13 protein-coding genes and 1 pseudogene are annotated in these 13,634 nt (G+C 64.7%); 12 read left to right on the top strand and 2 right to left on the bottom strand.

Features of this window, described 5'->3' with window-relative positions; all coding sequences use genetic code 11:
* The coding region (locus tag EPO50_RS26175; RefSeq protein ID WP_296349084.1) for an outer membrane beta-barrel protein at positions 1-738 on the bottom strand (738 nt) is incomplete at its 3' end.
* Between the two features lie 794 nt (positions 739-1,532).
* On the opposite strand from EPO50_RS26175, the gene EPO50_RS26170 reads away from it, so the two are divergent.
* The 12 genes from EPO50_RS26170 to EPO50_RS26115 all read left to right on the top strand — a co-directional run bounded on the left by EPO50_RS26170 (position 1,533) and on the right by EPO50_RS26115 (position 12,754).
* Entirely contained in the window at positions 1,533-2,324 is a 792-nt protein-coding gene (locus EPO50_RS26170; protein WP_296349082.1) for an enoyl-CoA hydratase-related protein, read from the top strand.
* Positions 2,325-2,431: 107 nt separating this feature from the next.
* The gene (locus tag EPO50_RS26165) at positions 2,432-3,604 is read left to right on the top strand and encodes an ABC transporter substrate-binding protein (RefSeq protein WP_296349079.1); all 1,173 of its coding nucleotides are present in this window, start codon (positions 2,432-2,434) and stop codon (positions 3,602-3,604) included.
* Positions 3,605-4,396 (top strand): ABC transporter ATP-binding protein, encoded by a 792-nt coding sequence (locus tag EPO50_RS26160; protein WP_296349078.1) that lies wholly within the window; start codon positions 3,605-3,607, stop codon positions 4,394-4,396. It begins immediately after the preceding gene.
* Entirely contained in the window at positions 4,393-5,127 is a 735-nt protein-coding gene (locus EPO50_RS26155) for an ABC transporter ATP-binding protein (RefSeq protein ID WP_296349076.1), read from the top strand. The genes EPO50_RS26160 and EPO50_RS26155 overlap by 4 nt, the downstream gene beginning before the upstream one ends.
* Before the next feature lie 10 nt (positions 5,128-5,137).
* Complete coding sequence (locus EPO50_RS26150; protein ID WP_296349074.1) at positions 5,138-5,992, top strand: branched-chain amino acid ABC transporter permease; 855 nt, start codon at positions 5,138-5,140, stop codon at positions 5,990-5,992.
* Positions 5,989-6,960: a branched-chain amino acid ABC transporter permease gene (locus EPO50_RS26145; protein ID WP_296349073.1), complete on the top strand. Its 972-nt coding sequence runs from the start codon at positions 5,989-5,991 to the stop codon at positions 6,958-6,960. Before EPO50_RS26150 ends, EPO50_RS26145 begins: the two co-directional genes overlap by 4 nt.
* 107 nt (positions 6,961-7,067) lie before the next feature.
* Positions 7,068-7,880, top strand: a complete 813-nt coding sequence (locus tag EPO50_RS26140; protein ID WP_296349071.1) for a CoA-transferase subunit beta — start codon at positions 7,068-7,070, stop codon at positions 7,878-7,880.
* Positions 7,881-7,888: 8 nt separating this feature from the next.
* Entirely contained in the window at positions 7,889-9,040 is a 1,152-nt protein-coding gene (locus EPO50_RS26135) for an acyl-CoA dehydrogenase family protein (protein WP_296349070.1), read from the top strand.
* A 4-nt stretch (positions 9,041-9,044) separates the two neighbouring features.
* Positions 9,045-9,935, top strand: coding sequence for a CoA transferase subunit A (locus EPO50_RS26130; protein WP_296349068.1), 891 nt, complete (start codon positions 9,045-9,047; stop codon positions 9,933-9,935).
* Complete coding sequence (locus EPO50_RS26125) at positions 9,932-10,654, top strand: FadR/GntR family transcriptional regulator (protein ID WP_296349066.1); 723 nt, start codon at positions 9,932-9,934, stop codon at positions 10,652-10,654. The genes EPO50_RS26130 and EPO50_RS26125 overlap by 4 nt, the downstream gene beginning before the upstream one ends.
* Positions 10,651-11,763, top strand: a complete 1,113-nt coding sequence (locus EPO50_RS26120; RefSeq protein WP_296349063.1) for a CaiB/BaiF CoA-transferase family protein — start codon at positions 10,651-10,653, stop codon at positions 11,761-11,763. Before EPO50_RS26125 ends, EPO50_RS26120 begins: the two co-directional genes overlap by 4 nt.
* Before the next feature lie 25 nt (positions 11,764-11,788).
* The gene (locus EPO50_RS26115; protein WP_296349061.1) at positions 11,789-12,754 is read left to right on the top strand and encodes a tripartite tricarboxylate transporter substrate binding protein; all 966 of its coding nucleotides are present in this window, start codon (positions 11,789-11,791) and stop codon (positions 12,752-12,754) included.
* Positions 12,755-12,778: 24 nt separating this feature from the next.
* Here the strand turns inward: EPO50_RS26115 and EPO50_RS26110 are convergent.
* Positions 12,779-13,630 (bottom strand): annotated as a pseudogene (locus EPO50_RS26110) (MBL fold metallo-hydrolase).
* Between the last annotated feature and the right edge of the window lie 4 nt (positions 13,631-13,634).

Genomic DNA, 13,634 nt, shown 5'->3' with positions numbered 1-13,634 from the left:
CGTGATGCGCGCGTTGCCCTTGGTCTTGAACGCCTGGGCAGCCTGCTTGATCGTGTTCAGAGCCTGGGCCGACAGGTTCGAGCGGTCCCAATCGAAGAACACCATGTACGACGGCGGCGCCACGGCCGGAGCCGGCGGCGGCGGGGCGGCGGGAGCCGAGCCAAACTTGAACTGCAGGCCCAGCATCAGGCTGAAGTTGTTGTTGCTCCAGCTCTGGCTGCCCCAAGCCGTGTTCACGGTCGGGTTCGACGTGCCGTAGTAGCGGCCGTCCAGGTTGACGCGGAAGTTGGTGTCGACGTTCCAGCTCACACCGACGATGCCCTGATAGGCAAACACCGTGCTGCTCAGCGAGGCGTTGCTGTCGACGAAGCCGATACCGGCGCCGGCGCCGATGTACGGCGTGATCACCGAACCCGGCATGAAGTCGTACAGCAGGTTGGCGAGGATGCCGAGCTGACCGTTCTGGCCGTTGATGGCAGCGCCCGGGATCCAGAGGTTCGTGTTGTTCTGGCGGTACACACCCTCAATCTCGACGCGCGGGCCAACGAAATCGTAGCCGATCACGCCACCGACTGCCCAACCCGTCTGCGGCGAAACGTTCACGCCAGCGATCGTGGTGTTCAGCAGCCAGTTCAAACCACCTTCAGCACCGATATAGATACCGGGCTGCGGCGACTGCGCCTGCGCCATAACCGGCAGCGCAACAACCGCCGCGGCGGCCAGAAGTGCCTTCTTCATGAGTACTTCCCCTCGTATTCAAAAACTGGTCGAAACCGAAACTTCATATCGAGTGTTCAGGCGGGCTGGGTTGGGTCCAACCTCACACGTCTATATACACACCAGCTCTGGTGAGGCGCAACCAAGGCAAAGTGGCCGCCATTCGGTCATGAGAGTCCTGTGGCGGCAGGGCAACAGTCCCGTGTTATCGGGCCTCTAGCAGACCTTGTGAAGGTGCTGCCTCTGCCGAGAGCTACCACTAGATCTAGTAGCTATCTACCAGTTGTTGCCGACCCGCTGCGATCAACGGGAATAGGCATTCTGAGCCCGATGACGCCCCCGCCCGACTCGCCGCGCCCGTACAATTTGGGACCGCTGAGTGATTCGGGCGCCGGGTCGGACCGTTCGGCCAGATCGGGGTGTGGCAGCGGCACATCGGGGTCGGATGCCCCGGGCGACAACAACTTACCCACAATCTCGGCGCCAGTCGGCTGCGTCTCGGCCGGAGCCAGGGACGAGCGCTGGGGCGCCTTCGCCGCCGGAACAGTGGCGGGCCGAGGGCGGACAACGGGTGGGGCGATCGTCGCTGTGGGGGCCGACACAACCGGTAGTGACGGCTCAGCCGCCGAGGCCGCGCCGGCCAAAAGCGTGGCCAGCGCCCCTGCCGTGATCGCGGCGGCGTGCCTGAAGAGTGAAGTTTTCATTTCACCTTGCAGATGGTCCATTTCGCCTGACTTTTCACCGCGGCATTTTGGATGCCCCTGCAACCAATTATGAGGTAAATCGCCATTCACCATTTTTGAGGAGGAAATTGCATGGGCCAATTCAGCAAGGTCGAGACCGACGGCCGCTTGATGATCGTCACGATCAACCGCCCGGAGGTCTATAACGCCTGCCATCCCATGGCGAACCAGGAACTGGTCGAGGCGTTCGACGAATTCCAGACCAACCCCGACCTGTGGGTCGCCATCATCACGGGCGCTGGCGACAAGGCTTTCTCGGCCGGCAACGACCTCAAGTATCACGCCGAGATACAGGCCAAGACCGGCAAGCGTCCGGTCCATCCGGCGAAGGGCTTCGGCGGCCTCGCCAACCGTTTCGACATGGACAAGCCGGTGATCGCTGCGGTGAACGGCGTCGCCATGGGTGGCGGCTTCGAGATCGCACTGGCCTGCGACATCATCATTGCCTCCGACAAGGCGACCTTCGCCCTGCCCGAGCCCAAGGTCGGCCTGGCCGCTGGCGCCGGCGGCATGCAGCGCCTGTCGCGCATGATCCCGCTCAAGAAGGCCATGGGCATGATGCTGACCGGACGCCACGTCTCGGCCAAGGAAGGCTACGAGCTAGGCTTCGTCACCGAAGTCGTGCCGCACGCCGAACTGATGGCGTCAGCCAAGCGGTGGGCCAACGACATCCTCGCCTGCTCGCCGATGTCGGTGCGCGCGACCAAGCAGGTCGTGATGCGCTCGCTCGATACGTCGGCGCTCGAGGTGGCGATGCACAACCAGCATTACCCGGCCTTCGTCGCCATGGCACACAGCGAAGACACGGTCGAAGGACCGAAGGCCTTTGCCGAGAAGCGCAAGCCCAACTGGAAGGGTCGCTGAAGCAGCAACGTTTCAGAACTTGCAGAGCGGCCGGGCCGCGTTGACTCGCAAACCTTCATCGATGAAGAAGTTTTCTAAATAAACGCTCATTGATGAAGGGAAACGCCATGTCTTCGAAGCTGCTCGGGCGACGTCAAATCACGATGAGCGCGACGGCGGGCGTAGCAACGCTCGCCATGCCGTCGCTGCTGCGCGCGCAGGACCAGTCGATCAAGGTCGGTACGATCTTCCCGTTGTCGGGTCCCGCCGGCCCTAACGGCCAGGCCTGCACGCACGCGGTGAAGATCGCGGCCGATATGATCAATGCCAAGGGCGGTGTGCTGGGCCGCAAGCTGGTCATCGTCAGCAAGGACGATGAGAGCACACCAGCTGTCGGCGTCACCCGCGCCAACGAGATGGTCGCCGAGAAGGTCGCTGTCGTCATCGAAGGCTGGAACAGCCCCGTCACGCTCGCCATGCAGCCTGTGCTGGCGCGCGCCAACGTCCTCGACATCACCGCCGTTTCCAAGGCCGACCCGATCCTCGCCGGCCAGGCCAACCCCTACGCCGTACGTATCAACAGCTCGAACGGCCAGGATGGTGCGGTGATCGCCGACATCCTGGTGAACAAGCTCAAGGCCAAGCGGATCGGCTTCCTGACGCAGAACGACGCCTACGGCAACGGCGCGCAGGCCGTCATCGAGGCCGAGATGACCAAGCTCGGCAAGCCGTGGGAGAAGGTCGTCACCGAACAGTTCCCGTTCAAGCAAACGGACTTCCGTGTCAGCCTCGCCAACGTGAAGCAGGCCAAGCCGGATGCGGTCGTGGCGATCAACGCCGCCGAATCCTCGGGCATGCCGGCGTTGATCCAGCAATATCGGCAGGCCGGCATCGAGGGCACGCTGGTTGGCGCCGTCGGCACCATCCTGCCGACCGTGTTCAGGATCGCGGGCGAAGCAATGACGGGCGTGATTTCCGCCGACATCTACTTCCCTGATCTGCCGCCGTTCGACGGCATCAAGGAGAACATCGAATTCGTCGCGGCTTACAAGAAGGCACACAACGAAATGCCCGACAAAGGCGCCGCTCTGGGCGCAGCCGCCCTCGAAGTCTGGGCGAGTGCCGCCAACGCCGCCAAGAGCCTTGACCGCAAGGCCGTGGCCGAGGCCATCCGCGGCAAGACGGTGCCCGGCACCATCCTGGGTAACCTCACGTTCGCAGCAAACGGCCAAGCGCAGCACAAGGACACTGTCATCAAGGTCGTCGACGGCAAGACGGCGAAGATCGAGGTCCTGAAGTAGTTGGCCGCCACGGAGACGATCGGCGGCGAGCGTCCTCACCTCGCCGTTGAAGGCCTGACCGTGCGCTATGGCGCGCTGACGGCCCTGTCGGACATGAGCTGGCAGGTGTCCGGCGGCGAGGTGCTGGGCATCATCGGACCGAACGGCGCCGGCAAGAGTTCGTGCTTTGCCGCCGTGACGAATGCCGTCCGCCGGCAGGGCAAGGTGCAACTCGACGGTCGCGATGTTGGCGACTTGCCAACCCATGAACTTGCCCGTCTCGGCTTGCGGCGCACGTTCCAGCACAATGCTTTCTTCGGCGAGCTGTCATTGCTCGAGAATGCGGCCGCTTCCATGCTGCGCGAGCACTCGACGTCGCTGGGCCAATCGATTGCCCTGCCCTGGCGCGAGGCGGCAACCCGGCGGCGCGCGGAAGCGGCGGCAGCCGAGTTGCTTTCGTCGTTCGGCATCCCCTCTTCCGAGCACGGCAAGCATCCGGGCGACATCGCCTACGGCACGCAACGCCTGCTTTCCATCGTGCTGGCCTATGGCGCCGGCGCGCGAGCGCTGTTGATCGACGAGCCCGCGGCTGGCACCGGCGGCACGGACATGCAACGCCTGGCCGACCTGCTGGTGGACCTGCGCCGCCGCGGTGTCGCCGTGGTCGTGATCGAGCATCACATGGATCTCATCATGGCGATTGCCGACCGCATCGTGGTGATCGACCAGGGCCGCAAGCTGGCCGAAGGAACACCCGCGGAGATCCAGCGCAACGAGGCCGTGCTCGAAGCCTATCTGGGACGCGCCGCATGACCGCCGCTCTCGACGCCAAGGGCCTCACCGTCCGGTACGGCGGCAATCTCGCCGTCGACGGCATCGACGTCACGGTAGGCGCGGGCCGGATGGTCGGCATGGTAGGCGCCAACGGTGCAGGCAAGAGCACCTTGATCAATGCCCTGGCCGGCTGGTCGCGCGGCACGCCGACGGTGCGCGGCACCGTGCGGCTGGGCGAAGAATCAATGGACGGCCTGCCGCCGCATCGCCGCGCACATCACGGGTTGGTGCTCGTGCCCGAAGGCAAAGGCATCTTCGCCGAGCTCACCGTAATGGAGAATCTCGCGCTGGTGCGGCCGCCGGTCGACACGACGGGTCGTCACGTATTTACGATGGACGATATCTTCGACCTCTTCCCGCGCCTCGCCGAACGCCGCGGCCACAAAGGCCGCATGCTGTCAGGCGGCGAGCGGCAGATGGTGGCGGTGAGCCGCGCGCTCCGGGCAGCACCAAAGGTCCTGCTGCTCGACGAGCCATCGGCTGGCCTCGCCCCGCGCCTGGTGCTGGAGCTGCTGACAACCATGCGCGCCCTGGTCAATCGCGGCCTATCGTTGCTGCTGGTCGAGCAGAACGTGCGCGCCACCCTGGAGCTGGTCGATGAGCTCTATCTGCTGGAGCGCGGCAAGGTGGTCGCCAAGGGCGCCGCCGCCAGCATGAAGAACGACCCGCGCATCCTCGAAGCCTATCTCGGAAGCCTCACCGCATCATGACCAGGCGCCCATGAACCTCGCGCAACAGCTCATCAACGGCCTGGTCCTGGGATCAGGCTACGCGCTGATCGCCATCGGCTGGACGGTGCTGCTGGGTGCGGCCCGGCTCGTCAACTTCGCACACGGCCAGCTCTACATGCTCGGTGCCTTCGTTGCCTGGGCCATCATGCAGAAGCTCGGGCTCAGCTACTATCTCGCCGTGCCGCTCGCGGTGCTGATGCTAGGCCTGCTCGGTGTCCTGTTGCAGGTGATGATGCTGCCGCTGGTCATGCAGCAGAACCTCACCAGCCTGATGATCGTCACGCTCGGCTTCGGCTATGTGTTCACCGGTGGTGCCTCGAAGATTTTCGGCGGCGATCCGCAAGCCTTCGTCAGCCCGCTGACGGCAGCCAGCATCCGTTTCGGCGATGTCTGGTTCACCTGGGCCGACGTCGTCACCCTCGTTGGTACGCTGATCCTGTTTGCCGTGTTGTGGCTGGTGCTGAACCGCACGCGTACAGGAGCGATCGTGCGTTCGGTCGCAGAGGATCCGAAGCTCGCACAGCTTTTCGGCATCAATGCCGCCTTGGTCTATATCGGCGTCTTCGTCTTCGAGTGCGCCGCGGTGGCGCTCGGCGCCGGTCTGGTGGCGCCGCGCAGCCCGATCCTGACCAGCATGGGCTTCGACGAGGTGATCCTGACCTTCGTCATTGTCGTGCTGGGCGGCATCGGCAGCGTCGGCGGCAGCCTGCTCGCCGGTTTCGGACTCGGCATGTTCACCGCCTTGTTCGGCGCGCTTGTATCGCCGGCCCACACGACAGCCGCCGCCTTCTTCGTGCTGCTGGCGGTGCTGGTGCTGCGCCCCGGCGGATTGGCGGCGAAATGATCAAGCGTCACTCCACGTCCTTTGCGCTGGTCCTGGCAGGGCTCGCTTACTTCGTGCCCACCGTGGCCGGTGGCGCACCTGCCGCCTACACGGCCTGCACGACGATCGCGATTCTCGCCGTCATGTCCTATGGCGCCGACCTGATCCTCTCCTATCTCGGCGAGGTGAGCCTCGGCCATACGGTCTTCTGGGCAGCCGGCGGCTATGCGGCAGCTCTGCTGTCGGTCAACTACGGTTGGAATGGCTGGGCGACTGCCGGCGGCGCCATTGTGGTGGCAATCGTCTTTGCCTGCCTGCTGGGGTTGGCAACGTTGCGCACACGCGAATTCGTCTTCTCGCTGGTGACCTACGCCGCCGCCGTGGTCGCCATGGAGATCGCCTTCAACTGGTCCTACCTCGGTGGATCCGACGGCATCGTGGGCGTGCCACCGCTCGACTTGCCGTTCTTCGGCTGGAACCTGGGCGGCGGAACCAACGACGAGCTGTGGCTGATCGCCTGGCTGCTGTTGATGATCACCCTGCTCTTCATCCACCGCTTCCGCCGCTCGCGACTCGGCATCAGCGCGTTGATGGTGCACATGAACCCCGATCTCGCCACCGCCCTCGGCGTCGACGCACGTCGCGTACGACTGGCGGTGTTCGTGACCTCGGCGCCCATCTCGGCGCTGGCCGGCTGGCTCTACGCCTACCAGCGCGCCTATGTCGGCACCGACATGTTCGAGAGCTATTTCCTGGTGCTGATGCTCACGGCGATCGTCATCGTCGGTCGTCGCATGATCCTTGGCCCCCTGGTCGGCACGGCGCTGATCATCGTGCAGCAGAACTTCTTTTCCATCGGCGGCGACGGCGACAAGATCGTACTGGGCGCCGTGCTCGCCGCGATCCTGCTGCTTTGGCCGAAGGGCCTGGTCGGCGTCTGGGATCTGCTCACCAGCCGACGCGCACAAACACCACGCCAAAGCGCCTAACGGTCGCCGGCATGGCCTGCCGGCAGCCTGCGGTCGGTGCTTGACTCCATTGGTCGGACCAATAAATATCCGGACCAATAAAGAATTAGAACAGCGAAGGAGAGGAAATGCCTGTCGTCCCGCAAAGCTTCGCCATGGGCGAAATGCTGGCCGTGCTGCTGGCGCGCGACATGGCCGATGGCGAGAAGGCGATCGTCGGCACGAACTCCGACATCCAGGTCGCCGCCTGCAATCTGGCGCGGGCCCGCCACGCCCCTCACCTCTGGTGGGTATCGGGTCCGGGCGGCATGACCAATCCGACCGAGGGCATCATCCGGCCGGCCGCCGATGCCGAGAACATCGCCGTTGCGCAGGCCGTGATGGACCTGCCCCTGATGATCGACTTCATCGACTGGCAAATTCACTTCTTCGACTTCGCAATTCTGGGCGCGCTGCAGACCGACCGCTTCGGCAACATCAACACGGTCTGCGTCGGCGACCATGCCAAGCCGCGGCTGCGCGGCCCCGGCACCGTGGGCATCAGCGCGCTCTGCGGCCTCTCAAAACGCTTCTACATCATGATGACCCGCCACGATCGCGGCGCCTTCGTCCCCAAGGTCGACTTCGTCTGTGGTGCTGGGCACATGACCGGTGGCAGCTCGCGCACCGACGCAGGCCTGCCCGAGGGCGGCCCGAGCTTGGTCGTGACGCCGCTCGGCGTGTTCGATTTCGAGCCCGCGAGCAAGGCGATGCGGGTACGCTCCCTGCATGAAGGCGTGACGATCGACGAGGTGCGCGACAACACCGGTTTCGATCTTCTCGTGCCGGACAAGATCGAAAGCACCTTGGCACCCGATGCCGAGGAACTCTTCGTCCTGCGCCGCGCGGTCGACACGACAGGCGTCCTGCCCGCCAAGTTTCCCTGGCCCAAAGCCAACTGAGTGCCCCGATGAACAACTATCATTTCGAGGAACACCACCTGCTGCTACGCGATCAGGTGCGCAAGATGGTGGAAAAGCATGTCGCCCCGATCGCGTCGGAGATCGACGAGAACAACCGCTTCCCCGAGGAGCTGGTCGAGGTCTTCGGTGATATGGGCCTGCTGCAGCTCTGGGTGCCAGAGGAGTATGGAGGCCCCGGCGGCGACCTCACCTCCGTCTGCCTAGTCAAGGAAGAGATTGGCAAGGTCTCGGAATCGGCCGCCCTTCTCGCCGCCAACAATTCCTTCGGCTTGATCCTACCGATCCTGAATTTTGGCACGGAGGAGCAGAAGCGGCACTATCTCGGCCTGTCGGCCAAGGGTCGCACCATCACTGCGGTTGCCATCACCGAACCGAATACCGGCTCCGATGTCTCGTCGATGAAGACGCGCGCGGTGAAGGATGGCGAGAGCTGGGTGCTGAACGGCGGCAAGATCTACATCACCTTCGGCTCGGTCGCGCACTTCATCCTGGTGTTCGCACGCACCAGCGAGGGCAAGGGCGCCAACGGCATCTCTGCCTTCATCGTCGACACCAAGACCAAGGGATTCTCCTTCGGCAAGGAGGATCGCAAGATGGGCATTCGCGGCGTGCCCAACGTGCCGATCTTCTTCGACAATGTCCGCGTGCCGGCCGAGAACATGATCGGACCGGAGGGGCAGGCCTTCAAAACCTGCATGCGCATCCTCGATCTCAACCGCCCGACGGTCGGCGCCACCGCGGTCGGCCTGGCGCAGGGCGCGATCGACCTCGCCACCAACTACGCCCGCGAGCGCCAGCAGTTCGGCCGGCCGATCGGCCAGTTCCAGGGCATCCAGTTCATGCTGGCCGACATGCAGATGCAGACCGAAGCGGCGCGCTGCATGCTCTACGACTGCACACGCATGGCCGACCGTCAGGAATGGGACGGCTTTTCGGCCAAGGCGTCGATGGTGAAGTGCTACGCCAGCGACACCGCCATGAAGGTGACGACCGACGCCGTGCAGATCTTCGGCGGCGCCGGCTACATGCGCGACTTCCCGGTCGAACGCTTCATGCGCGACGCCAAGATCAACCAGATCTTCGAGGGCACGAACCAGATCCAGCGTCTGGTGATCGCCCGCCACATGCTGCGGAACTGACGCCATGAAGACCTCCTCGGGCAAGATCGTCGACCTCGCCACCGCCCTCGCCGCCGTAAAGGACGGCATGACCGTCGGCATCGGCGGCTGGATCTTCCACGGCCAGCCGATGGCCCTGATCCGCGGCCTCATCGCCCGCGGTGTGCGCGACCTCACGCTGGTTCCCGCGCCCGGCAGCGTCGCGCCCGACATGCTGATCGGCGCGGGCTGCGTGAAGGAGACAGCCTGCGTCTTCATCAGCTTCGAGCATCTGGGCCTCGCCCCCAACTTCCGCCGGGCCGCGCAGTCGGGTGCGGTGAAGGTGCTGGAGATGGATGGGCCGGGCATCGCGGGCGGACTGCGCGCTGGTGCCTGCGACCTGCCTTATGGGCTGATCCCCGACCTCGGCACCGATCTGCCGAAGGTAAACCCCAACGGCTATCGCAAGGCCCGCGTGCAGGAAGGCAGCCGGCCATTGCTCGAAGTGCCGGCGATCAAGCCCGACGTGCTGCTGCTGCACGGCCAGCAGGCCGACGAAGAAGGCAACGTGCAGTACTTCGGCGCGGGCTATTTCGACCTGCTGATGGCGCAGGCCGCCAAGCACGTGATCTGCTCCGTCGATCGCATCGTGCCGTCGAGCACGGTGCGGCAGTCGGCGCGGCTCACCAAAATTCCCTCGGCCTTTGTCGATGCCATCGTGGTGACGCCGTTCGGCGCCCATCCCGGTTGCAGCCCTGGCCTCTACGATCAGGACGAGGCTCACCTCAAGACCTATGTCGCGGCGAGCCGTGACCAGAAGTCCTTCGACTCCTATCTCGATGCGTTCGTACGCAATGGCGGCGGCGAACCTGCCTATCGCGACAAGATCGGGGCGCAGGCGTTGGCCGCGTTGACCTCGGGCGGAGCGGCACCGTGAGCCAGGCCTTTGCGCCCCTCAAACGCAACCGGCTGTCGGACCAGGTCTTGACGCAGATCCAGGAGCGCATTGCCTCTGGCGAATTGCGCTCGGGTGACAAGCTCCCGCCGGAACGCGAACTGGCGGAGAGCTTCGGCGTCAGCCGGGGCGCCGTGCGCGAGGCGTTGCGCAGCCTTGAACGTACTGGCCTCGTATCGCTGCAAGCCGGTGCGCACGGTGGCGCCTTCATCGGCCAGGGCGATCCCGGCCTGATCGGCGACAGCTTCCGCAACCTCTATCAGCTCGGCAGCGTCTCGCTCGATGCGCTTACCGAAGCGCGACTGTGGCTGGAAACGACGATCACGCGCATCGCCTGCGCGCGCGCCACCGACAAGGATCTCGCCGCCCTCACCGCCAACGTCGACGAAGCGGAACGATTGCTGTTGTCCAAGCGGTACGAAGACAAGATCGACGTTCATATCGAGTTCCACAACCTGCTGGCCCGCGCGACGCACAACGCCGTCATGGTCATGCTGATGGGCGCGCTGATGGACGTCATGCGCGACTTCGCCCATGCCGCCGGCGGCGAGCGGCACGACCTCACCATCAAGGCGCGCCGCCGCTTCCTCGCCAAGCTTAGCGCCCGTGACGCCGACGCCGCCGTCGCCGAGATGACCGAGCATCTGGAAAGCCTCCATGTCCGCTATCGCGACCGCATGAAGGAGCGACCCCAGCGATGAAACCGCTCGCCGGCATGCGCGTGCTCGATTTCACCAGCATGATCGCGGGTCCCTATTGCACGCGCCTGCTGGCCGATTGCGGCGCCGAAGTGCTGAAGGTCGAAGAGCCGCACGGCGACCACATGCGCACCCGTCCGCCGCTGCGCGAGGGCCACAGCACCTACTTCGGCCATTTGAATGCTGGCAAGAAGAGCGTCGTGCTCGACCTCAAGAGCGACGAGGGCCGCGAGGCTGCACGACAGCTAGCGGCCAGCAGCGACGTGGTGGTCGAGAACTTCCGGCCCGGAGTCATGAAGCGGTTGGGCCTCGACTATCCGACGCTTTCGGCGACAAAGCGCGACCTCATCTACTGCTCTATCTCTGGCTTCGGCCAGACAGGTCCACGCGCCGAGCAGCCGGCCTATGCACCGGTCGTCCATGCCGCCAGCGGCTTCGACCACGTGCAGTTCACCTATCAGGATGGCCAGGAACGCCCGGCCAAGACCGGCATCTTCGTCGCCGACGTGCTGGCCGCGGTCTATGCCTTTGGCGCCGTGCAGACGGCGCTCGTGGGCCGACTGCGTCACGGCAATGGCCAGTTCATCGACGTCGCCTTGATGGACTCGATGATCAACCTGCTGGTCTTCGAGTGCCAGGAGGCGCAGTTCCCGTCGAAGGACCGCCGGCCGCTCTATGTGCCGATGCGGGCACGCGACGGCTTCGTGATTGTGGCGCCGGTCAACCAGCGCAATTTCGAGCAGCTTGCCGAGGCCACAGGCCATCCCGAATGGAAGACCGATCCGCGCTTCGTGACGGTCACGGCCCGCACGGCGCACTGGGACGCGCTGATGGACGCGGTCGAAGGCTGGACCTCGGCGCGTGCCGCACGCGAGTGCGAGGACAGGTTGATGAAGGCCGGCGTGCCCTGCTCGCGTTACCTCACCATGGCCGAGGCCATGGCCGATCCGCAGCTCGCGGCGCGTGGTTCGCTTGCGACGGTCACGGATGGTGCGGGCGATTTCCTGGTGCCCAACCCGCCCTTCAAGTTCGCCGATGGATCGGTGGGCGTCGAACCTGTGGTTCCCGCCCTCGACGCCGACACGAAAGAGGTGCTGGCGCGCGTCAAATAACAAACAAAGGGAGGAGACAATGAGAATGAGACGGAGGACTCTTTTTGGCCTGGCCGCGGCGATGGCGCTGCTGCCGGGCACGGCAATGGCGCAATACCCCGACAAGCCGATCAAGCTGATCGTGCCCTACTCGCCGGGCGGCACGACCGACATCATGGCGCGCACTCTGCAGGAGCCATTGTCGAAGGCACTCGGACAGCCGGTGATCGTAGACAACAAGGCAGGCGCCGCGGGCGCCATCGGCACAAAGCAGGTCGCGACCGCCCCGCCCGATGGCTACACGCTGATCTTCGGCAACAACGGACCGAGCGCCATCATCCCGCTGATCCAGAAGGACGTAGGCTACGATCCGGTCAAGGATTTCGCCCCGGTCTCGCTAGTCTCTATCGCGCCCCTCACGCTGGTGGTGCACCCGAGCGTGCCCGCCACCAACGTGAAAGAGCTGATCGCCTGGGCAAAGACACAACCCGGCGGCATCGACTACGCCACCGCGGGCGCAGGCTCCTTGGGCCATCTCGCAACGGAGCTGTTCGGCAAGGAGGCCGGAATCAAGCTCAACCATGTGCCGTACAAAGGCCAGGCGCCATCGACCATGGCTGTGCTGAACGGTGAGGTGAAGCTGCTGCTTACGACCTCGTCGGATACCCAGGATGCGGCGGTCAAGTCGGGCAAGCTCAAGCTGCTGGGCGTTTCCACGCCCAAGCCCTCGCCGCTGATGCCGAGCGCTCCAACCATCGGCCAATCCCTGCCGGGTTATGAAACCGTGGTGTGGTTCGGCATCCTCGCCCCAGCGAGCACGCCGGCGCCAGTGATCAATCGCCTGAATGCCGCGATCCGCGAAGTGCTGGCGGATCCGCAGATCCAGCAAAAGTTCGTAGGCTACGGCTGCATCGCAACGGCCAGCACGCCGCAGGAGTTCGCCGCGATGATCGCGGCCGAAGTGCCGAAATGGAAGAGCATCGTCGAGACGGCGAAGATCACGACGCAGTAACTCCGATACGTCCGGGCCGGCGCCTCAGGCGCGGCCCCGGACGTTGTCGTAATCCCAGTCGAGTTCGAAGCGATCGCCGTTCGCCTTCACATAAGCGGCGTGCGGCGGCGCGAAATGCGCGGGCATCAGCAGCGCTCCCTGCTCCGCACAATCGGCCAGCAGTGTGTGGCGGGACTTGCGCGCGAGATCGAGATTCTCACAGAAGCGGCTGTTCCACTTCCACAGAGGCACCTGCACCGGATTGTGCAGGGCATCGCCGGCAAAGATCGCGCGCCTGTCCTTGGAAGCAAGGTCGACCCTGATCTGACCGGGCGTGTGGCCAGGTGTCGGCTTCAGCGTCAGGCAACCGCACATGCCGTGCTCGCCCGACACGAACTCAGCCTTCTTCGCCTCGACGATCGGCAGCACCGAGTCGTTGTAGGTATTGACCTGGTAGGCTTCGGTATCGGGCTTCTTCGCCATCGCCGCCCAGTGATCGTGGTCGATGCGCGACATCACATACTTGGCGTTGGGAAAGGTCGGCACCCACTTGCCGTTCTCCAGCCGCGTATTTCAGCCGACATGATCGACGTGCAGATGCGTGCACATCACGAAGTCGATCTCCTCGGGCTGAACGCCGGCCTCGCGCAGGCGATCGAGATACTTCGTGTCGAGCATGTCGAAGCGCGGCATGCCCGGTCGCGGCTTGTGATTGCCACTGCAGGCATCGACCAGGATCGTGTGCTTGCCCGTGCGCAGCAGCCAGGAGTGGATCGACGCGATCAGCCGTCCACTCTCGGGCTGGAAGTAGCTCGGCGCCAGCCAATGCTGCTCGGCGGCGAACGTGTCGGCGTCGAATTCGGGGAAGAAGTCCTTGGCCGGAAAGCCCGGCCCCATCTGC

Origin of the sequence: Reyranella sp. (assembly GCF_004297405.1) — a bacterium.
In the GTDB taxonomy this organism is placed as follows: domain Bacteria; phylum Pseudomonadota; class Alphaproteobacteria; order Reyranellales; family Reyranellaceae; genus Reyranella.
This window is presented reverse-complemented; position numbering and strand designations above follow the sequence as displayed.